We start from the raw sequence: 20,190 nt of genomic DNA on the forward strand, positions 1-20,190 counted from the left end.
CGGACAAGGCTCGTGAGGCGTATGTCACACCTGCTTATCGCATTTGTCGGAAAAGATCTTCGAGAAGTCGCGTCATAACGGCGTAGCCCGTCCCTCTCATCGGGCATGACGAGCGAGGTGAACATCCCCAGCGCAGCACCGGCCTTCGCGCTGCTGCGCCGCTGGGAGGCCGCGAGCATCGGCTCCGTGTGGCGCCGGCCGGGCGACTGGTTCACCCCTGCCGCTGAGGCGCTCGCGGAGGCGCTCGACAGCCGGCTCGACACCGCGCCCGCCGCGTACCGGCTCGGCTTCGCCCGTGCCGAGTCCGGCGTGGGCATCACCGAGGCGATCGACGACATGGCGGTGCTGTTCCGCGCCGCCGGCTACGAGGCCGCGCCGATCCGTTCGATCCGTTCGCTGTGCGAGGGCTGGACCGAGGGCGACGCCGCGCAGCGCATCGGCCCCTCGATGAACGACCCGGAGTCCGGGCTCGGCACCCAGGAGTACCTTGTCGCGCGGCTCGAGGAGCTCTACGGCACCTCCGAGCGCGCCGGAAGCCTCGTGAGCTCCGCGTACGCGCTCGTGCTGGTCGACGTGGCCGCCGCTCACACCGATCCGTGGCAGCGCATGGCGCGCAACGCCGCCATCGGCCAGTCGCTGCGCGACGCGTACGGCAAGGGTCACCCGATGGCGCGCCTGGCCGACGGCCTGTACGCCGTGCTCGTCGAGCGCGGGCCCGACATGGGCCGTGGCGTCGCGGACCTTCGCGACCGGATCTCCCGGCGTGCGACGCAGATGCGCGTGGGCAACCTCATGAGGCAGCCCCCGCGCGTCTGGATCGAGTCGTTGCCGGACTCCCACGACTACGCCGTGGACCTGTTGGACTCCCTGCACCGCTGAGGGGCGGCATGGGGTCGGCACCGAGCTGAGGGCGGTGCCGGCCCCATGTGATGCAGGGCCCGGAGGTAAGCGTTTGTGGCATCTCCCACACACGGCGGGATCGGGGCAGTTTCAGGGCTGTGAGGGGTCCCGGAAACTACCGCGTTCACTTATCATTTACGCATGGTCGAAAGTTCTGTTCCGGATCTCCGTACGAGGCTCCTTGAGAGCGCTCTCAGTATCGTGGCGGAGAGTGGCGCGAGCGCGCTGACGGTGCGCGCTGTCGCGAAGGCGGCAGGCTGCTCGACCATGGGCGTCTACACCCACTTCTCCGGCAAGTCCGGCCTCATCGATGCGATCGTCGACTCGGGCTTCGACGCCCTCGACGCGCACGCCGCCCAGGCGTGGGAGCACGCCGAGGCCGGTCGCGAGGGCCTCGTCGCGGTCGCCGAGGCGTACCGCGCGTGGGCGCTCGAGAACCCGACCCAGTTCCAGACGATGTTCGCTCCGGGGATCGCGGGCTACGACCCGTCGGACGCCACCCGTGAGCGCATGTGGGACGTCTTCTACGCGCACCGTTCGCGCGTCGCCTCGGTGCTCGAGAGCGCCGACGGCGACCCCGCGGCGTGGCACCAGACCGCGATGGCGATGTGGTCGTGCGTCCACGGCCACGTGGCCATCGAGCTGCTCCGGGTGTCCTATGCGACGCCCGAGATCGCGCGCTACGAGGCCTCCGACCTCGGCGCGCTCATCGACGCGCAGATCGCGGCAGCGAAGGTCGCCGCCTCGCGCTGACGGGCGAGCCGCCGCCGGGGCTCAGTCCCGCGGCGCGGCCCACAGGACCACGGCGCGGCCCTCATCGCGCCGCGCGCGCCGACCCCGCTCGACGATCACGACGTTGCCAGTCGGGCCCGTGGTGAAGATGCGCGACCCCGTGTCCGCGCGCGGTCGCAGCCGCTCGACCTCGCGCTCGAGGCGCTGGACCTCGTGCGCGAGGTGGAGGATGCGCTTGATGCCGGCGAGGTTGATGCCCTCCTCCTGGCTCATGCGCTGGATCTCCCGGAGCGTCGCCACGTCGCGCAGCGAGTAGCGGCGGCCGCCGCCCGGCCGGCGGCGGGGGACCACCAAGCCGAGCCGGTCGTACTGGCGCAGCGTCTGCGCGTGCATGCCTGCGAGCTCCGCGGCGGCGGAGATGAGGAACACGGGCTCGTCCACGTCGGGCTGCTCCACGGTCCACCTCCTTCCGGCCCACGCTAGCGGGCGTGCATCGTCCCTGGTGGGACCCCTACCGCGAGGAGTCCTTGAACAGCGCCTCGCGCGGGTCCTCGTCGCGGAACGTGCTCATCAGGGCCTCGAGCGCCTTCTTCGAGTCGCGCGACAGCTTCTGGGGCACCATCACCTCGATGGTGACGAGCATGTCGCCCGTGCCCTTGCGCGAGCTCAGGCCCTTGCCCTTGACGCGCAACGTGGTGCCCGACTGTGTGCCGCCCGGCACCTTGACCTTGACGCGGTCGCCGGTGAGCGTGGGCACCTCGACCTGGGCGCCCAGCGCGGCCTCGTCGAACCGCACCGGCACGCGCACGCGGAGGTTGAGCCCGTCCGCGGTGAACACCGGGTGCTTCTGCACATGCACGGTGAGCAGCAGGTCGCCCGCCGGTCCGCCGTTGGTGCCCGCGCGCCCCTTGCCCGGCACACGGATCCGCTGGCCGTCACGCACGCCCACAGGCAGCCGCGTGGAGACGCGGCCGTTGGAGGTGCTGAGCGCGACGGTCGCGCCCTCCGCCGCCTGGCGGAAGGAGACCTCGACGGCGGCCGCGAGGTCGCCGCCCTTCTGCGGGCCACGGTTGAAGCCGCCGCCGCCGAACATCCCGCTGAGGATGTCCTCGAAGCCGCCCGCACCGCCGGCGCCGCCGGTCTGGAAGCGCGTCCCGCCGCCGCCGCCGAACATGCCGCCGAGGATGTCCTCGAAGCCGCCCGCACCGCCGGCGCCGCCGGCCTGGAAGCGCGCGCCCCCGCCCATCGCCCGCACCGCGTCGTACTGCTTGCGCTGCTCGCCGTCGGAGAGCACCGCGTAGGCCTCTCCCACGTCCTTGAAGCGCTTCTCGGACGCCGCGTCGCCGGGGTTGCGGTCGGGGTGAAGGTCGCGAGCGAGCTTGCGGTACGCCTTCTTGATGTCGTCCTGCGAGGACTCCTTGGAGACGCCGAGCGTCGCGTAGAAGTCCTTGTTGAACCAGTCCTGGCTGGCCATGGCGCCTCCCTCCGTCCTACTCGGGCTGCGCGACGATGACGCGCGCGGGGCGCAGCACGCGCTCGCCCACCTTGTGGCCCGGCTGCGCCACGTGCTGCACCGTCGGCTCGGTCACCTCGGTGCTGGGCTGGGACATGAGCGCCTCGTGCAGCTGCGGGTCGAACGCGTCGCCCTTCTCGCCGTACGCGGACCAGCCGAGGCCGCCGAGCGCGCCCTCGAGCTTCGCCGCGATGGCCGCGAACGGGCCGTCGGCGAGGTCGCCGTGGTCGCGCGCCGCCGCGATGTCGTCGAGCGCGGGGATGAGCGCCTCGATGGCCTTCGCGGTCGCGTTGACGCCGATGAGCTCGCGGTCGCGGTCCACGCGCTTGCGGTAGTTCTGGTACTCGGCCTGGAGCCGCTGGAGGTCGGCGAGGTGCTCCGCCGCCTTCGTGTACGCGGCGTTGAGCGCGTCGTCCGCGCCCGCCTCGTCGGCCGTGAGGTCGTCGAGGCCGTCCTTGTCCTCGTCCAGGAAGCTGGCCGCCGCCTCGTTCACGATGCGCTCGGCCTGGGCCTCCGCATCGTCCTGGGGCTCGGGAACGCTGTTGGTGCTGTCGGTCATGTCTGCCTCCACATGGGGAGACGGCGGGCGGCGGCTCGGTCGTCGTGACCGGGTGCCGCGCGCCCGCCGTCGTGCCGTTACTTCTGCTCGTCCTCGTCGTCGACGATCTCCGCGTCGACGATGTCGTCGTCCTGCGGGGCGCTTCCGGCGGTCTGCGCCGCGGAGTCCTCGTCGACGTTGACGCCCTCGGCCTGCTGGGCCGCGTAGACGGCCTCGCCGATCTTCTGCGCCTTCTCGACGAGCACGTCGTGCTTCGCCTTGACGTCGTCGGTGTCGTCGCCCTCGAGCGCCGTCTTGACGTCGGCGATCGCGGTCTTGACCTCCTCCGCGATCTCGGCGGGGACCTTGTCCTCGTTCTCGGACAGGATCTTCTCGGTCGAGTAGGCGAAGGTCTCGGCGTTGTTGCGGGTCTCGGCGGCCTCGCGGCGCTTCTTGTCCTCCTCCGCGTGCTCCTCGGCGTCCTTGACCATGCGGTCGATGTCGTCCTTGGACAGGGCCGAGCCGCCCGACACGGTGATCGACTGCTCCTTGCCGGTGCCGCGGTCCTTCGCGTGGACGTGGACGATGCCGTTCGCGTCGATGTCGAAGGTCACCTCGATCTGCGGGACGCCGCGCGGGGCCGGCGCGATGCCGCCCAGCTCGAACGTGCCGAGCATCTTGTTGTCGCGGGCGAACTGGCGCTCGCCCTGGTAGACCTGGATCAGCACGGAGGGCTGGTTGTCCTCGGCGGTCGAGAAGACCTCGGAGGACTTGGTCGGGATCGCGGTGTTGCGCTCGATCAGGGTGGTCATGACGCCGCCCTTGGTCTCGATGCCCAGGCTCAGCGGCGTCACGTCGATGAGCAGGACGTCCTTGCGCTCGCCCTTGATGACGCCCGCCTGGAGCGTGGCGCCCACGGCGACGACCTCATCGGGGTTGACGCCCTTGTTGGGCTCCTTGCCGCCCGTGAGCTCCTTGACGACCTCGGAGACGGCGGGCATGCGGGTCGAGCCGCCGACCAGCAGCACGTGGTCGATCTCGCTCAGCTTGATGCCGGCGTCCTTGATGACCTGGTGGAACGGCGCCTTGGTGCGCTCGAGCAGGTCCTGCGTCATCTGCTGGAACTGCGCGCGGGTGAGCTTGGTGTCGAGGTGGACGGGGCCGTTCTCGCCGATCGAGAGGTACTGCAGCGAGATGGTGGTCTGCTGCGCGGAGCTCAGCTCCTTCTTGGCCTGCTCGGCGGCCTCGCGGAGGCGCTGCAGCGCGGAGCGGTCCTTGGAGAGGTCCACGCCCTCGGTGTTCTTGACCTCCTTGACCAGGTGGTCGACGATGCGCTGGTCCCAGTCGTCGCCGCCGAGGCGGTTGTCGCCGGCGGTGGCCTTCACCTGGATGGTCGAGAAGTCGTCCTCGTCCTTGCCCACCTCGAGGAGGGACACGTCGAACGTGCCGCCGCCGAGGTCGAAGACCAGGATGTGCTCGTCCTCCTTGCCCTTGTCGAGGCCGTACGCGAGGGCCGCGGCGGTGGGCTCGTTGACGATGCGCAGGACGTTGAGGCCCGCGATCTCGCCGGCCTCCTTGGTGGCCTGGCGCTCGTGGTCGTTGAAGTAGGCCGGCACGGTGACGACCGCATCGGTCACCTTCTCGCCCAGGTACTCCTCGGCGTCGCGCTTGAGCTTGCCCAGGATGCGGGCGGAGATCTCCTGCGGCGTGTACTTCTTGTCGTCGATCTCCTTGGTCCAGTCGGTGCCCATGTGGCGCTTCACGGACGCGATGGTGCGGTCGACGTTGGTGACGGCCTGGCGCTTCGCGATCTCGCCGACGAGGACCTCGCCGGTCTTCGAGAACGCGACCACCGACGGGGTGGTGCGGGCGCCCTCGGCGTTCGCGATGACGGTGGGCTCGCCACCCTCGAGGACCGACACCACGGAGTTGGTGGTGCCGAGGTCGATGCCTACTGCACGTGCCATGTCTGTTCTTCCTCCAGTCGCGGCGCTCGCCGCGTGATCTGCCTCGCTCGGGAGTTGAGCGACTGAGACTCAACTTAAATCGCGTGATGGCGGGTGTCAAGTTGACCGGGCAAGAGTTGAGCCAACTCTGCTCAACTTCTCAGGAAGTGCCCTGGTGGGGGTCGGGTAGCGGGCGCCCGGTGCCTGACGGCGCTCGACTGGCCCCGCGCATCGTGCCTAGCCTCGCCGTATGGACACCGCCACGGACCTCGCCGCCCACCTCGCCGCCGCCCGCGCGCACTTCGCCGGCCGCCTCGCCTTCGAGACCGACGTGTCCGATGCCCACGCCGCTCTCGAGGCCGGCGATCCGGGATTTGTGTTCATCGACACGCGCTCCCGGGAGGCGTGGGAGCAGGGACACGCCCGTGGCGCGCTGCACATGCCCAAGCCGGACATGCCTGCGCGCATCCCCGCGGAGTTCGCTCCGGGGACCCGGTTCGTCGTCTACTGCTGGGGCCCCGCCTGCAACGGCGCGACCCGGGCGGGGCTGATCATCACGGAGCTCGGCTACGAGGTGAAGGAGATGATCGGCGGCTTCGAGTACTGGGCGCGCGAGGGCCTGCCCGTGGATGCCGTGAACGCGGACGGCGCGGTGGTCGACGCGACCTACCCGGTCGACCCGCTCACGTCTCCGCTCCCCGCCGCCGGCGCGCGCATCGCCTGCGACTGCTGACCGGGCCCGGTGCCCTGGCGGGACATGGGTGCAGGATCCCCCGCGGATCCTGCACCCATGTCCCGCTGGCGTGCGAGAGTCGAGGCAGGACGGTGTTACGCACACGAAATGTTCATGTGAATAACATCGGCGCACCCGAGAGAAGGGACGGCGATGGCGGATCTGACGGTGGGCTACGCGGCGATGCTCGAGCAGTTCGCGCCCATGGAGGCGGTCGAGCTGAGCGCCTACGCGGAGTCGAAGGGCTTCAGCGGCGTCATGGCCGCCGACCACTTCCAGCCGTGGGTGCCGCAGCAGGGGCAGTCGGCCTTCGTGTGGAACGTGCTCACCGCGATCGGCGAGCGCACCACCGGTGACATGGGCCCGGGCGTCACGGCCCCGACGTTCCGCTGGCACCCCGCGATGGTCGCGCAGGCCTCCGCCACCCTGGCCGCGATGTACCCCGGCCGCCACTGGCTGGGCCTGGGCAGCGGCGAGGCGCTCAACGAGCACATCGTCGGCCAGTACTGGCCCGAGGTCCCCGAGCGCATCGACCGGATGTTCGAGGCCATCGAGATCATCCGCAAGCTCTTCGCCGCAGGTGACAAGAAGGACGTCAAGCACTCCGGCCGCTACTACAAGCTCGAGTCCACGCGCCTGTGGACCATGCCGGAGGTCCCTCCGGAGATTCTCATCGCCACCGCCGGTCCCATCACGGCGAAGAAGGCGGGCGCGGTCGCGGACGGCCTCATCACCGTCGGCGCGCCGCTCGAGAAGATCGAGGGCCTGTTCGCGCGCTTCGACGCAGGCATGCGGGAGTCCGGCCGCGATCCGGAGAACGCCCCGAAGGTGCTGCAGCTCCACCTGTCCTGGGCGCCCACCTACGAGGAGGCGCTCAAGAACGCGATGACCGAGTGGCCCAACGGCGGCATGAAGTTCCCCAAGGGCGACATCCGCTCGCCGCACGAGCTCGAGCAGATCGCGAAGCTGGTGCGTCCCGAGGACTTCGAGGGCCGCATGGTCATCAGCGAGGACCCGGACGTCCACCGCGCGTACATCCAGCGCTTCGTGGATCTCGGCTTCGACCGCATCTACCTGCACAACGTGGGCCGCAACCAGCGCGAGTGGATCGACGTGTTCTCGCGCGAGGTCCTCCCCCGGCTGGGGAGGTAGGGACGATGCCCGCGTTGAGCGTGTGGGCCCTCGAGGGTCTGGGCGAGGTGCGGCAGGGCGACGACCTGCCCGCGCTCATCGAGGCCGCGATCCTGGAGAGCGGCACCCCGCTCGAGAGCGGCGACGTCCTGGTGGTCGCGAGCAAGATCGTGTCCAAGGCCGAGGGGCGGACGGTGCCGGCCGAGGACCGCGAGGACGCGATCACCGCCGAGGCGGTCCGCGTGGTCGCGAGCCGGCCGCGCGCCGACGGCGGCGTCACGCGCATCACCGAGACGCGCCACGGCTTCGTCATGGCAGCGGCCGGCGTCGACGCGTCCAACGTGCCCGAGGGCCACGTGCTGCTGCTCCCGGTGGACCCCGACGGCTCGGCGCGACAGCTGGTGCGCGGCCTGCGCGAGCGCACCGGCGCGCGTATCGGCGCGGTGGTGACGGACACGTTCGGCAGGCCGTGGCGGCATGCGCAGACCGACCTTGCGATCGGGGCGGCCTACGTCCGCGTGGTCGAGGACCATCGCGGCGGCGAGGACTCGCACGGGCGCGTGCTGACGGTCTCCGTGACCGCGCTCGTGGATGAGATCGCGGCCGCGGCGGACCTGGCCAAGGGAAAGGCCGGTGGCACGCCGGTGGCCGTGGTGCGCGGGCTCGACGCCGTGATCGACGAGCCCGGGCCGGGCGTCGCGCTCCTGGTGCGGGGCGCGGAGGGGGACATGTTCAGGCTCGGCTCGGACGAGGCCTTCGCCGAGGGCCACGAGGCCGGTATGCGCATGGCCGAGGCCCTGGGCGACGATGCACGGGAGCCGCGCTCATGACGGCCTGGACGGCGATCGTGCCGGTCAAGGGCGGGGCACGCGCGAAGTCGCGGCTTCCCGAGGAGATCGACGGCGTGCCGCGCGCAGTGCTCGCGGCCGCCTTCAGCGCGGACACCATCGCGGCGGTCGCGGCCACGCCCGGGATCGACAAGGTGCTGGTGATCGCAGGTGTGTCCGAGCTCGACGAGGCCTGGCTGGGCGAGGCCTGCCCGCGCGTGCGGATGCTCCGTCAGGGATCGGCCGCGGGGCTCAACGCGGCGGTGCGCCACGCGGCCGCGCTGGTGACGGGGCCGGTCGCAGTGGTGCTGGGCGACCTCCCGTCGCTGCGTCCCGAGGACCTGGCCGCGGTCCTCGACGTTGCGCGGCGACGCCCACGCTCCATGGTCGGGGACGTCGCATGCCACGGCACCACGATGCTCATGGCCCGCGACGGCGGCCTCGCCGCGAGCTTCGGTCCCCGCTCCTTCACCCGTCACGGGCGTGCCGGCTACGTCGAGCTCGACGCGCCGATCCGCGCCCGCGCGGATGTCGACACCGTCGCGGACCTCGAGCGGGCCCATCGGCTGGGCGTCGGGGAGCGCACCGCCGCGGCGCTCCGGCTGGTCTCCGCGGCGTAGACCTCCGCTACCGCAGCCGCAGCGCGAGATCCACGGCCGCCCCGGCGATCGCCGCGGTCGCGTCGACGTCGGTCATCCACAGGGGACGCGCCACGGCGGCGACTCCCGCCGCCTCGAGCTCGGGCACGGACCCGGCGTCCGCATCGTCCACGAGCCAGCCATCCAGGAGGCCGTGCCGCGCGCGGTAGTCGAGCGCGACCCCGGAGGCCGTGGCCGACACGCCGAGCGTGGCGAGGCACGCCTCGGCCATGCCGCGGACCGCGGCGCCGCCGATGATCGGGGAGACCCCCACGAGCGGTGCGGCAGAGGCGCGCAGCGCGTCCGCGAGGCCAGGCACGCCCAGAATCGTGCCGACCGAGACCACCGGGTTCGACGGCGGCAGCAGCACCATGTCCGCCGCCCCGATGGCCTCGAGCACGCCGGGCGCGGGTCGCGCCTCCTCCACGCGTGCCTGCACGAACCGGCGCGCGGGCGCGGCCGCGCGCGTGCGCACCCACCACTCCTCGAAGTGGACCGTCTCGCCGGAGGCGAGCTCGACATGCGTCTCGACGGGCTGGTCGCTCATGGGCAGCAGCGTCACGGGCAGGTCCCAGCGCGAGGCGAGGCGCGCGGTGGCCTCGCTGAGGGTGGCGCCGGACGCGAGCAGCGAGGTGCGCGCGAGGTGCGTCGCCAGGTCGCGATCGCCCAGCGTGAACCATTCCCAGCCCACGCCGTAGGGTCGCAGCTCCTCGGCGACGGTGAAGCGCTCATCGGCGCGTCCCCAGCCCTGGTCCTCGTGGATCGCGCCGCCGAGCGTGTACATGACCGTGTCCATGTCCGGGCAGACCTGGAGGCCGTGCAGGCGCATGTCGTCGCCCGTGTTCGCGATCACCGTGACGTCGAGCGGCGTCGCGGACGCCTCCCCCCACGCGAGGAGCCCGCGCAGGAAGCGCGCGCCTCCCACGCCTCCGGACAGCGCGACGATGCGCAGGGTGTCGGTCATGAGCCCTCCTCGGGTGGTGGCGTCGAGTCGACGGCGCCATCGAGCGCGATGACGGGCCGGCCGTCCTCGGGATGCGTGAGCACGGTCGCGCGCACGCCGTAGACGGCCGCGATCACGTCGGGTGTGAGCACCTCCGCTGGGGCGCCGACCGCCGCCACGCGGCCCCGGTCCAGCAGCACGATGCGCGAGCACAGGCGCGCGGCATGGTCCAGATCGTGAAGCGCGGCGACGGCGGTGATCCCCAGACCCGCGACGAACGCGAGCGTGTCGAGCTGCGCGCGCACGTCGAGGTGGTTGGTGGGCTCGTCGAGCAGCAGCAGCCGCGGCCGCTGCACGAGCGCGCGGGCCAGCGAGACGCGTTGCCGCTCGCCGCCCGACAGCTCTGTCCACGGCCGGTCCGCGACGTGCGCCGCGCCCGCCGTCGCGAGCGCCTCCCGCGCGAGCGCCGCATCGTGCGCGGACCCGCCGCGATCGAAGCGGCCCCGGAACGGCAGGAGGCCCAGCTCGACGATGTCCGCCGCGCGCAGCGGGATGTCCCGGTCGGGCTGCTGCTCCATGAGCGCGACGCGGCGCGCGATGTCGCGGCGGGGCAGGCGATGCGCCGGCTCGCCGTCGAGCAGCACCGAGCCGCGCGTGGGCGCGAGCATCCCCGCGATCGAGGCGAGCAGCGTCGACTTGCCCGCGCCGTTGGGGCCCAGCAGCCCCACGATCTCCCCGGGGGCGACCGTGAAGGACACGTCCGTGAGCACCTCGCGGTGCGCGCGCGTCGCCGCGAGCGACTCGACCCTCACCTCCATGCGGTCCCCCTCGCATGCCTCAGCACCACCACGAACACCGGCACCCCCACGAGCGCCGTGACGATGCCCACGGGGATCTCGCGCGGGTCGAGCATGGTGCGCGCCAGGGTGTCCGCCCACAGCAGGAACACCGCGCCGCCGAGCGCCGCCGCGGGCAGCACGTGCCGGTGCAGGCCGCCGACCAGGCCGCGGACCAGGTGGGGGATGATGAGCCCGACGAAGCCGATCGCCCCGCTCGTGGAGACCATGGCGCCCGTGAGGAGCGAGACCGCGACGAACAAGGTGAGCCGCGTGCGGCGCGTCGAGATGCCGAGCGCCTCCGCGGCGGCGTCGCCGAGCGTCAAGGCATCGAGCGGGGCCGCGTGGAGGCGGAGCAGCGGGTAGACGAGCGCGAGCGCCACGGCCGCGATCGCCACCGTGGTCCACGTGGATCCCGCGAGCGAGCCGAGCAGCCAGCTCAGCACCTGCCGGTACGCGTCTCCCTTCGCGGTGACCACGATGACCAGCGAGGTGCACGCCGCGAGCAGCTGCGACACCGCGATGCCGGCCAGCACCACGATGGTCGGGCTGAGGCTGCCGGCGAGCCGCGCGATCCCGAGCGCCGCGCCGAGCGCGAGCAGCGCGCCGAGGAACGCCGCGATCGGCAGCGCGATCGAGAGGGCCAGAGCCGAGCCGATCCCGAGGAGCAGCACCCCGACGGCGCCGAGCGAGGCGCCGGAGGACAGCCCCAGCAGGTAGGGATCGGCGAGCGGGTTGCGCGTGAGGCCCTGCATGACCACGCCCGCGGCGGCGAGCCCCGCGCCCACGAGCGCTGCGGTGAGGACGCGCGGCGCGCGGATGGACCACACGATCGCATCGGCGGTGCCCGCCGTCGCGTCACCCGTGAGGTGGGCGGCGAGGATGCGCCACGCCTCGAGCGGGCCGAGTCCCGCGACCCCGATGGTCACGGCGATCGCGACGGACGCGAGCAGCGCCGCAGCGAGGGCGGCGGTGAGGACGCGTGCGCGTCGGTCGCGGCCTGCGCTCATGAACCGTCCGGCACCGCCGTCGCGAGCTGGTCGACCAGGGACGCGACCGTCTCGACGTTGCGGACACCGGCCTCGGCGCCCGCGAACGGGACGATGACGTAGGCGCCGGCCTTGACCGCGCTGAGCGCCGCGGTGGCCGGGTTGTCCTCGAGCATCGCGATCTTGTCCTCGGCGGTGTTCCACGACGCGTCGACCAGGACGATCACGTCGGGGTCCGCCTCGACCACGGCCTCCCATGTGGCGGAGGTCCACGTGTCGTGGACGTCCTCGAAGACGTTGGCGAGCCCGGCCGCCTCCATCATCATCTGCGGCGCCCCGATGCCGGCGCCCACGTAGGGCGAGTCGGTGCCCGAGCTGTACCAGAGCGCCGTGAGGTCGCGCCCGTCGGGCTCGATCGCTTCGAGGTCGGTGCTCATGCGGGTGACGAGCGTGGCGGCGGCGTCCGGCACCCCGAACAGCTCGCCCGCCTCCTCGATCTGGGCGAAGAGCGCGTCGAAGGTCATCGGGTCGGGCTGGTACCCGGGCTCCTTGCACGCGGAGGGGGCGACGTACGTGAGGATCCCGCGCTCCGCGAGCGCGTCCCGTTCGCCCACGCCGTCCGCCGCGAAGTTGGACTCCCACCCCGCGACGATCGCGTCGGGCTCGAGCGCGAGCGTCGCCTCCTGGCCCGGGAGGAACTCGGACAGCACCGGGATGTCCGAGTCGAGCGTCGTGTACGGCGGCTCGATCGGGCCGTCGAGGAAGGCCGCCCCGACGATGGCGTCGGCGAGGCCGAGCTCGACCAGCAGCTCCGTGGTGGTCGACTTCACGGCGACGATGCGCGTGGGGGTCCCCGCGGACTCCACCAGGACGCCGCAGTTGTCGACCGTGACGAGGGCGTGCGCGTCGCCGATCGCGACGGTGGGGGCGACGGTGGGCGTCGGCGATCCCGCGCCTGTGCACGCGGCGAGGCCGAGCGTGCACGCGAGGACCGCGGCGGTGGGGGCGAGGCGGCTCATGGGTCCTCCTGGGGCGACGGGCGGCTCGGGGTGGCCGAGCGGGGGCGGGACAGCGTCGGCTGCGGCGTCCCGAGGTGTGCGCGAAGGTTAATCACCTGGCATTACCCCGATGTTTCGCGCCCGGATGCCGCCGCCGCGATCGCCGCGGCGACGGACGGGACGGACTCGCGCAGCGCCCCCACGCTCACGCGGATGTGGTCGCCCGTGTGCGGGCCCGGCGCATCGGAGTCGACCGCGGCCGGCACCACGAAGGTGCTGCCGCGGCTCACGTTGATGCCGTGCGCAGCCAGCGTGATGCGGGCGGCGTGCTCGTCGGCCACGGGGATCCAGGCGTTGAGGCCGTCCGCGAGCGGGACGTCGAGCCCCGCGGCGGCGAGGCAGGCGGCGAGCTCGCGCTGGCGCAGGAAGTACGCGTGGCGAGCGCGGTCCACGGCGTGCACCGAGGCGCGGCTGGTGAGGAGGTCGTGGAGGATCGCCTGGAGCAGGCGCGACGTCCAGCCGGGGCCCAGGACGCGGTAGCCGACGATGCGCTCGATGGCGCTCGCGGGTCCGCCGAGCGCCGCGATCCGCAGGTCGGGGCCGTGCGACTTGGAGAAGCCGGCGACGCGCAGCGTGCGCTGCGGGATCCACGCCCCGAGGCTCACGGGCTGGGCGGCGGAGACCAGCCCGGTGTGGTCGTCCTCGATGATGACGGCGTCGCGGCCGTAGCGGTGACCGGTGAGCACCGTCGCGAGCTCGTCGGCGCGCGACGCGGTCATCGAGATGCCGGTGGGGTTCTGCGCGCGGGGCTGGAGGATCACCGCGGCTGGGCGCGAGGCGAGCGCGGCCTCGAGGCTCGCGGGGATGATCCCGTGCGCGTCCATCCGCACGGGCACCGCCATGAGGTGGAGGTGCTCGAGCAGGTCGAGCAGCATGGGGAAGGTCGGGGTCTCGACGATGACGCGGTCGCCGAACCGTGCGACCGAGCGCAGCGCGCGCTCGATGCCGTCCATGACCCCGTCGAGCACGGTGAGGGCCTGGACGGGGGCGGGCCACAGCGCGCGCAGCGGCGCCTCGAGCTCGGGTAGCAGCGGGGGCTGAAGGTACGAGCCGACGGCGGCCCGCGAGGGCGCCACGCGCTCGAGCGCCGCGGTGATGTCCGGCAGCAGCAGCGGGTCGGGGATCCCGATCGCCAGCTCGAGGCGCTCGACGCCGGGAGGCGTGGCGGCGGCGACCTCCGCGAGGTGGCCCGAGCGCGTCGTGAGCCAGGGCGTGCGGGGCTCGAGCACGTACGACCCGGCGCGGCCGCGGGCCTCGATGAGCCCCGCGTCGACCAGCCCGTGCCACGCCGCGCTCACGGTGCCCGGGCTCACCTCGAGCCGCTTGGCCACGTCGCGGACGGTGGGCAGCCGCGTGCGCGGGGCGACCTCCCCCGTGCGGATGAGCATCGACAGGGCGGAGGCGATCCCCTGGGGGCTCGGCTCCTCGATCTGGCTGGCCAGACGGTCGATCAGCGCCACCCGCCCTCCTTTCGTCCGATCTGGGCGTGAGCGTTCATAAACCTGTTACAGCAGGTAACCCAAGGGAAATGTTCAATCGCGACAGTAACAGTCACTGCATCGGACTGGAAAGAGCGCGAGGAGACGACATGACGGTGATCAGGGCGGCCATCACCCAGACCACGTGGACGGGTGACAAGGAGTCCATGCTCGACAAGCACGAGCAGTTCGCGCGGACGGCGGCGGCGCAGGGCGCCCAGGTCATCTGCTTCCAGGAGCTCTTCTACGGCCCCTACTTCGGCATCACCCAGGACAAGAAGTACTACCGCTTCGCCGAGCCGGCCGACGGGCCCATCGTCCAGCGCTTCGCGGCGCTCGCGAAGGAGCTGTCGATGGTGATGGTCCTCCCGATCTACGAGGAGGCGCAGACCGGCGTCTATTACAACACCGCCGTGGTGGTGGATGCGGACGGCACCATCCTGGGCAAGTACCGCAAGAACCACATCCCGCACGTCGAGAAGTTCTGGGAGAAGTTCTACTTCCGCCCGGGCAACATGGGCTACCCGGTGTTCGACACCGCGGTCGGCAAGGTCGGCGTCATCATCTGCTACGACCGCCACTTCCCCGAGGCGTGGCGCGAGCTGGGCCTCAACGGGGCGCACCTCGCCTTCAACCCCAACGCGACCAAGCCGGGCCTCAGCAACCGCCTGTGGGAGATCGAGCAGCCCGCCGCGGCCGTCGCCAACGGGTACTTCGTGCTCGCGCCCAACCGCGTGGGTCTCGAGGACAACGAGTACGGGGACGAGGCCGTGAACTTCTACGGCACCTCGCAGATCGTCGACCCGCGCGGCAACTACGTCGGCGAGCTCGGCTCGGGCGAGTCGGAGGAGATCCTCATCCGCGACCTCGACCTGGGGCTCGTGCAGGAGATGCGCGACGACTGGCAGTTCTACCGCGACCGCCGTCCCGACACGTACGACGAGATCACGGCGCCGTAGGGGAGGCACGGACATGACCACCACGCTGATCACCGGAGGCACCGTCGTCTCCGCCACGGGCCGCGTGCTCGCGGATGTGCTCGTCGACGGCGAGACCATCGTCGCCGTCCTCCAGCCCGGCTCGACCTCGCTGGGCGCGGACCTCCCGAGCACCGTCGACCGCGTCATCGACGCGACCGGCAAGTACGTCATCCCCGGCGGCATCGACGCGCACACGCACATGCAGCTGCCGTTCGGCGGCACCTCCGCCTCGGACACGTTCGAGACCGGCACCGCCGCCGCCGCGTGGGGAGGCACCACCTCCATCGTCGACTTCGCGGTCCAGAGCTACGGCGGCAAGGTGCAGGACGGCCTGGCCGCCTGGCACGAGCTCGCCGCCGGCAACTGCCACGTCGACTACGGCTTCCACCAGATCGTCGGCGGCGTCGACGACGACTCCCTGGCGGCGCTCCCATGGCTCATCGACGAGGGCATCACCAGCTACAAGATGTTCATGGCTTACCCCGGCGTCTTCTACGCCGACGACGCTCAGATCCTCAAGGCCATGCAGGTCGCAGCGGACAACGGCCTGCTCACGATGATGCACGCGGAGAACGGCCCCGTCATCGACGTGATCGCGGAGCAGCTGGTCAAGCAGGGCAAGACCTCGCCGTACTACCACGGTGTCGCCCGCGTCTGGCAGGCCGAGGAGGAGGCGACGCACCGCGCGATCATGCTCTCCGACATCACCGGCGCCCCGCTGTACGTGGTGCACGTCTCCGCCAAGCAGGCGGTCGCGCAGCTCGCGGCGGCGCGCGACAACGGCAAGAACGTGTTCGGCGAGACCTGCCCGCAGTACCTCTACATGTCGCTCGAGGAGCAGCTCGGCGCGACCAGCGAGGAGTGGGGCGACTTCGAGGGAGCCAAGTACGTGTGCTCGACCCCGGTGCGCTCGCGTGCCGAGGGCCACCAGGACCACATGTGGCAGGCGCTGCGCACCAACGACCTCCAGATGGTCTCCACGGACCACTGCCCCTTCTGCATGAAGGACCAGAAGGAGCTCGGGCTCGGCGACTTCCGCAAGATCCCCAACGGCATCGGCTCCGTCGAGCACCGCATGGACCTCATGTACCAGGGCGTCGTGACCGGGCAGATCACCCTCGAGCGCTGGGTCGAGCTCACCTCGACCACGCCGGCGCGCATGTTCGGCATGTACGGCAAGAAGGGCGTGATCCAGCCCGGTGCCGACGCGGACATCGTCATCTACGACCCGAACGGCCACACGTCGATCGGCATCGACGGCAAGCACCACATGAACATGGACCACTCCGCGTGGGAGGGCTACGAGATCGACGGCAAGGTCGACACGGTCATCTCCCGCGGCCGTGTGCTCGTCGAGAACGACACGTTCCACGGCGTCAAGGGCCACGGGCAGTTCCTCAAGCGCGGCCTGTCGCAGTACCTGATCTGAGGAGGCTCACCATGGAATTCGGGGTCGTCCTTCAGACCAACCCTCCCGCGCAGCGCACCATCGCGCTCGCCAAGCTGGCCGAGGAGCACGGCTTCGGCTACGCGTGGACGTTCGACTCGCACCTGCTGTGGCAGGAGCCGTACGTCATCTACAGCGCGATCCTCGCGCAGACCGACCGCATCAAGGTCGGGCCCTTCGTCACCAACCCCGCGACGCGCGACTGGACGGTCACCGCCTCGGTCTTCGCGACGCTCAACGAGATGTACGGCAACCGCACGGTGTGCGGCATGGGTCGCGGCGACTCGGCGGTGCGCGTCACCAACGGCAAGCCCGTCACGGTGCGCGAGATGCGCGAGTCGATCCACGTGATCCGCGAGCTCGCGAACTGCCGGTCCGTCGAGTACAAGGGCTCGCAGCTCCAGTTCCCGTGGGCGCGGACCTCCTCGCTCGAGGTCTGGGTCGCGGCGTACGGCCCGCTCGCGCTCAAGGCCGCAGGCGAGGTGGGCGACGGCTTCATCCTCCAGTGCGCGGACGTCGACATCGCGCGCTGGATGATCGACTCGGTGAAGGCGGCGGCGGAAGGGGTCGGCCGCGACCCCGAGAGCCTCACGTTCTGCGTCTCCGCGCCCATGTACATCGGCGACGACTGGGAGCACATGCGCGAGCAGTGCCGCTGGTTCGGCGGCATGGTGGGCAACCACGTCGCGGACATCGTGGGCCGCTACGGCGACTCGGGGGCGATCCCGACCGCGCTGTCCGACTACATCAAGGGCCGCGAGGGCTACGACTACAACGAGCATGGCCGCGCGGGGAACTCGCACACCGAGTTCGTCCCCGACGAGATCGTCGACCGCTTCTGCGTGCTCGGCACGGCGGCGGACCACATCGCGAAGCTCGAGGAGCTGCGCGACGCCGGCATGACCCAGTTCGCGGGCTACCTCCAGCACGACAACAAGGAGGAGACGCTCCGCGTCTACGGCGAGACGGTCATCCCGGCACTGACGGACGCGATCACGGCGAAGGTGTGAGGCGGACGATGCGGACGGCCAGGGCGCAGTCGATCCTCTGGGGCGTCGTCGGCGTCCTCGGGGTCGCGGCGCTCTGGGAGCTCTACAAGGCGGTCGCGCCCGACGAGGGCGTCACGGTGGGATCGATCACAGTCCTGCCCCGCACCACCGACATCGCGATGCCGCACATCTGGGACATGGTGACGCGGCTGTTCGATCCGGTCACCCGCGCCGCCGACGCCGATGTGCTCTGGTGGGCGGTGCTGCAGGCGGCGGCGTTCTCGCTGGGCATCGCGGCGCTCGGGTGGGTGCTCGGCGTGATCTCCGGGATGCTGCTCGCGCTCCTCATGCAGCGCTGGCTCACCGCGGAGAGCGCGGTGCTCCCGTGGGTGGTGCTGAGCCAGACCGTGCCGCTCATCGCGATCGCGCCGCTGGTCAAGCGCTGGGGGACCAACATCCACGTCGGCTCCTTCCAGTGGGAGAACTGGATGTCGGTGGCGGTGATCGCGTCCTACCTCGCGTTCTTCCCCGTCGCCGTCAGCGCGCTCCGCGGGCTCAAGTCGCCGCCGCAGGCCGATACCGACCTGTTCCACGCCTACGCCGCGGGCTGGTGGACCACGCTGATCCGCCTCCGCCTGCCCGCCTCCGTCCCCTACCTGATGCCCGCGCTCAAGCTGGCCGCCGCGAACGCCGTGGTGGGCACCGTGGTGGCCGAGGTCAGCATCGGCCTGGGCGGCGGCATCGGCCGCATGATCATCGAGTTCGCCGCCACCGCGAGCGGCGACCCCGCCAAGACCTGGGCCCCGATCTTCGGCGCCGTGCTCATCGGGCTGCTGTCCGCGGGGCTCGTCGCGCTGCTCGGGCGCGGTCTCGGGCGGTTCAGGAGAGGAGAGGTCCCCGCATGAGCGCCACCCGCGCCGCCGTCACCATCCAGGGCGTCGACAAGGTCTTCCGCACCCGCAAGGGCGGGGAGGTCCACGCGCTGTCCGACGTCAGCCTCGAGGTCGCCGCCGGCGAGTTCGTGTCGCTGATCGGGCCCTCGGGCTGCGGCAAGAGCACGCTCATGCGGCTGGTCGCCGACCTCGACCCCGCCACCGGCGGCGAGATCACGGTGTTCGGCAAGACCGTCGAGCAGGCGCGCAAGGACCAGGACTACGGGATCGCGTTCCAGCAGGCGGGCCTGCTGCCGTGGCGCACCGTGCGGGCCAACATCGAGCTGCCGCTCGAGATCCACGGGGTCGACGCGCGTGCCCGCAAGGAGCGCTCGGACGAGCTGCTCGCGCTCATCGGCCTCGAGGACTTCGCGGACCACCACCCCGACCAGCTCTCGGGCGGCATGAAGCAGCGCGTCGCGATCGCCCGGTCCATGGCCGAGCGGCCCCGGCTGCTCCTCATGGACGAGCCCTTCGGCGCGCTCGACGAGATGACGCGCGAGCACATGCAGAACGAGCTGGTCGCGCTGTGCCAGGAGACCGGCGCCGCCGTGATCTTCGTGACGCACTCGATCCCGGAGGCGGTGTTCCTCTCGGACCGCGTGGTGGTGATGTCGCCCCGGCCGGGCCGGATCACGGACATCATCGACCTCAGCTTCTCCTCGCGCGACGAGGATCTGCGCGAGGACGCCGCGTTCTACAAGGGCGTCACGGCGGTGCGCTCCGCGCTGCACGGCGGCGCCGACGCATCGCCCGGTCCCCGGGGGGTCGAGAACCGATGAGAGGCTCGACCACGGCACGGACGATGCTCGCCCCGGTGGCGCTGGGCGTCGTCGCGATCGCGCTGTGGCAGCTGCTCGTGGTCGCCTTCGAGGTCAAGCCGTTCCTGGTGCCGTCCCCGTCCGGGATCGCGGGCGCGTTCACCGAGTCCTTCTCGCACATCGTCGACGCGGCGAAGGTGACGGGCCTCAACGCCCTCATCGGCCTCGTCGTGGGAGGGCTGACGGGCATCCTCGTCGCGATCTTCGCGAACGCGCTGCGCGTGCTGTCGCAGATGCTCGCCCCCCTGGTCGCGGCGCTCGCGGTCATCCCCATCGTGGCGCTCGCGCCGGTGTTCTACGCGATGTTCGGCGCGGCCGCCCACACCGGCCGGCAGATCATCGCCGCCATCGCGGTGTTCGTGCCGATGTATCTCAACACGTTGAACGGTCTCCGCCAGGTGGAGCCCGTGCATCGTGACCTCATGCGGTCCTATGCCGCGACGGCCGAGCAGGCCAACCGCCTGCTCCTCCTCCCTGGAGCCGTGCCCTACGTCCTCAACGGTCTCAAGATCGGTTCGTCGCTCGCGGTCATCTCGGCGCTCATCGCGGAGTACTTCGGTGGCCCGGCGAACGGTCTGGGCAAGGCGATCACCTCCGCAGCGGCGGGCAGCAACTACACGGGGGCCTGGGCGTACGTCCTCGGCGCCGTGCTGCTCGGCGCGCTCTTCTACGGCGTGACGGCAGGCATCGAGGCCTGGGCGCTGCGTCGTCGCGGGGGGTCATAGGCGTCCGCCGGCGGGCGGTCGAGCAGGTCAGCAA

General features: G+C 71.6%; 21 protein-coding genes. 12 read left to right on the top strand and 9 right to left on the bottom strand.

Annotation, left to right across the window (positions count from 1 at the left end):
• The first annotated feature begins 105 nt into the window (after positions 1–105).
• Both AOM06_RS14790 and AOM06_RS11145 read left to right on the top strand, forming a co-directional pair.
• Positions 106–879 (top strand): hypothetical protein, encoded by a 774-nt coding sequence (locus AOM06_RS14790; RefSeq protein ID WP_169747762.1) that lies wholly within the window; start codon positions 106–108, stop codon positions 877–879.
• Positions 880–1,041: 162 nt separating this feature from the next.
• Positions 1,042–1,653, top strand: coding sequence for a TetR/AcrR family transcriptional regulator (locus tag AOM06_RS11145; RefSeq protein WP_082105515.1), 612 nt, complete (start codon positions 1,042–1,044; stop codon positions 1,651–1,653).
• A 21-nt stretch (positions 1,654–1,674) separates the two neighbouring features.
• On the opposite strand, the gene AOM06_RS11150 is transcribed toward AOM06_RS11145, so the two are convergent.
• The 4 genes from AOM06_RS11150 to dnaK form a co-directional block, all read right to left on the bottom strand.
• On the bottom strand, positions 1,675–2,088 hold the full coding sequence (locus AOM06_RS11150; RefSeq protein WP_062305923.1) for a heat shock protein transcriptional repressor HspR: 414 nt from the start codon (positions 2,086–2,088) through the stop codon (positions 1,675–1,677).
• Positions 2,089–2,143: 55 nt separating this feature from the next.
• Positions 2,144–3,106 (bottom strand): DnaJ C-terminal domain-containing protein, encoded by a 963-nt coding sequence (locus AOM06_RS11155; RefSeq protein WP_062305924.1) that lies wholly within the window; start codon positions 3,104–3,106, stop codon positions 2,144–2,146.
• Between the two features lie 16 nt (positions 3,107–3,122).
• The gene (grpE, locus tag AOM06_RS11160; protein ID WP_062305927.1) at positions 3,123–3,704 is read right to left on the bottom strand and encodes a nucleotide exchange factor GrpE; all 582 of its coding nucleotides are present in this window, start codon (positions 3,702–3,704) and stop codon (positions 3,123–3,125) included.
• A gap of 77 nt (positions 3,705–3,781) precedes the next feature.
• Positions 3,782–5,650 carry a molecular chaperone DnaK gene (dnaK, locus tag AOM06_RS11165; protein ID WP_062305929.1) on the bottom strand — a complete coding sequence of 623 codons (1,869 nt, stop codon included), beginning with the start codon at positions 5,648–5,650 and terminating at the stop codon, positions 3,782–3,784.
• 229 nt (positions 5,651–5,879) lie between these two features.
• On the opposite strand from dnaK, the gene AOM06_RS11170 reads away from it, so the two are divergent.
• The 4 genes from AOM06_RS11170 (at position 5,880) to cofC (ending at position 8,940) form a co-directional block, all read left to right on the top strand.
• Positions 5,880–6,362: a rhodanese-like domain-containing protein gene (locus tag AOM06_RS11170; protein WP_062305932.1), complete on the top strand. Its 483-nt coding sequence runs from the start codon at positions 5,880–5,882 to the stop codon at positions 6,360–6,362.
• A 153-nt stretch (positions 6,363–6,515) separates the two neighbouring features.
• On the top strand, positions 6,516–7,514 hold the full coding sequence (locus AOM06_RS11175; RefSeq protein WP_062305934.1) for a TIGR03557 family F420-dependent LLM class oxidoreductase: 999 nt from the start codon (positions 6,516–6,518) through the stop codon (positions 7,512–7,514).
• Between the two features lie 5 nt (positions 7,515–7,519).
• Positions 7,520–8,323, top strand: coding sequence for a coenzyme F420-0:L-glutamate ligase (gene cofE, locus AOM06_RS11180; RefSeq protein ID WP_062305935.1), 804 nt, complete (start codon positions 7,520–7,522; stop codon positions 8,321–8,323).
• Positions 8,320–8,940 (top strand): 2-phospho-L-lactate guanylyltransferase, encoded by a 621-nt coding sequence (gene cofC, locus AOM06_RS11185; protein ID WP_062305936.1) that lies wholly within the window; start codon positions 8,320–8,322, stop codon positions 8,938–8,940. Before cofE ends, cofC begins: the two co-directional genes overlap by 4 nt.
• 7 nt (positions 8,941–8,947) lie before the next feature.
• Here the strand turns inward: cofC and cofD are convergent, their stop codons facing one another.
• The 5 genes from cofD to AOM06_RS11210 form a co-directional block, all read right to left on the bottom strand.
• Complete coding sequence (gene cofD / locus AOM06_RS11190; protein WP_228372937.1) at positions 8,948–9,922, bottom strand: 2-phospho-L-lactate transferase; 975 nt, start codon at positions 9,920–9,922, stop codon at positions 8,948–8,950.
• The gene (locus tag AOM06_RS11195; protein WP_062305937.1) at positions 9,919–10,719 is read right to left on the bottom strand and encodes an ABC transporter ATP-binding protein; all 801 of its coding nucleotides are present in this window, start codon (positions 10,717–10,719) and stop codon (positions 9,919–9,921) included. The genes cofD and AOM06_RS11195 overlap by 4 nt, the downstream gene beginning before the upstream one ends.
• Positions 10,710–11,747 carry an iron chelate uptake ABC transporter family permease subunit gene (locus AOM06_RS11200; RefSeq protein ID WP_062305940.1) on the bottom strand — a complete coding sequence of 346 codons (1,038 nt, stop codon included), beginning with the start codon at positions 11,745–11,747 and terminating at the stop codon, positions 10,710–10,712. The genes AOM06_RS11195 and AOM06_RS11200 overlap by 10 nt, the downstream gene beginning before the upstream one ends.
• Positions 11,744–12,745, bottom strand: coding sequence for a putative F420-0 ABC transporter substrate-binding protein (locus AOM06_RS11205; protein WP_062305942.1), 1,002 nt, complete (start codon positions 12,743–12,745; stop codon positions 11,744–11,746). Before AOM06_RS11205 ends, AOM06_RS11200 begins: the two co-directional genes overlap by 4 nt.
• Positions 12,746–12,846: 101 nt before the next feature.
• The gene (locus AOM06_RS11210) at positions 12,847–14,244 is read right to left on the bottom strand and encodes an aminotransferase class I/II-fold pyridoxal phosphate-dependent enzyme (protein ID WP_062305945.1); all 1,398 of its coding nucleotides are present in this window, start codon (positions 14,242–14,244) and stop codon (positions 12,847–12,849) included.
• A gap of 128 nt (positions 14,245–14,372) precedes the next feature.
• Between AOM06_RS11210 and AOM06_RS11215 the strand changes: the two genes are divergently transcribed.
• From AOM06_RS11215 to AOM06_RS11240, 6 genes are read left to right on the top strand one after another with little or no spacing between them, the layout of a single operon-like run.
• A complete protein-coding gene (locus AOM06_RS11215; RefSeq protein ID WP_062305948.1) occupies positions 14,373–15,221 on the top strand; it encodes a nitrilase-related carbon-nitrogen hydrolase in 849 nt (282 codons plus the stop codon).
• A 13-nt stretch (positions 15,222–15,234) separates the two neighbouring features.
• Positions 15,235–16,671 (top strand): dihydropyrimidinase, encoded by a 1,437-nt coding sequence (gene hydA / locus AOM06_RS11220; protein ID WP_062305950.1) that lies wholly within the window; start codon positions 15,235–15,237, stop codon positions 16,669–16,671.
• Positions 16,672–16,682: 11 nt separating this feature from the next.
• Complete coding sequence (locus AOM06_RS11225) at positions 16,683–17,699, top strand: TIGR03842 family LLM class F420-dependent oxidoreductase (protein ID WP_062305953.1); 1,017 nt, start codon at positions 16,683–16,685, stop codon at positions 17,697–17,699.
• A gap of 8 nt (positions 17,700–17,707) precedes the next feature.
• Positions 17,708–18,583, top strand: coding sequence for an ABC transporter permease (locus AOM06_RS11230; RefSeq protein WP_062305956.1), 876 nt, complete (start codon positions 17,708–17,710; stop codon positions 18,581–18,583).
• Positions 18,580–19,392, top strand: a complete 813-nt coding sequence (locus AOM06_RS11235; protein ID WP_062305958.1) for an ABC transporter ATP-binding protein — start codon at positions 18,580–18,582, stop codon at positions 19,390–19,392. Before AOM06_RS11230 ends, AOM06_RS11235 begins: the two co-directional genes overlap by 4 nt.
• Positions 19,389–20,156, top strand: coding sequence for an ABC transporter permease (locus AOM06_RS11240; RefSeq protein ID WP_062305961.1), 768 nt, complete (start codon positions 19,389–19,391; stop codon positions 20,154–20,156). The genes AOM06_RS11235 and AOM06_RS11240 overlap by 4 nt, the downstream gene beginning before the upstream one ends.
• The last annotated feature ends 34 nt before the right edge of the window (positions 20,157–20,190 follow it).

The sequence above is a fragment of the Demequina subtropica genome (assembly GCF_000971235.1).
Lineage (GTDB): Bacteria > Actinomycetota > Actinomycetes > Actinomycetales > Demequinaceae > Demequina > Demequina subtropica.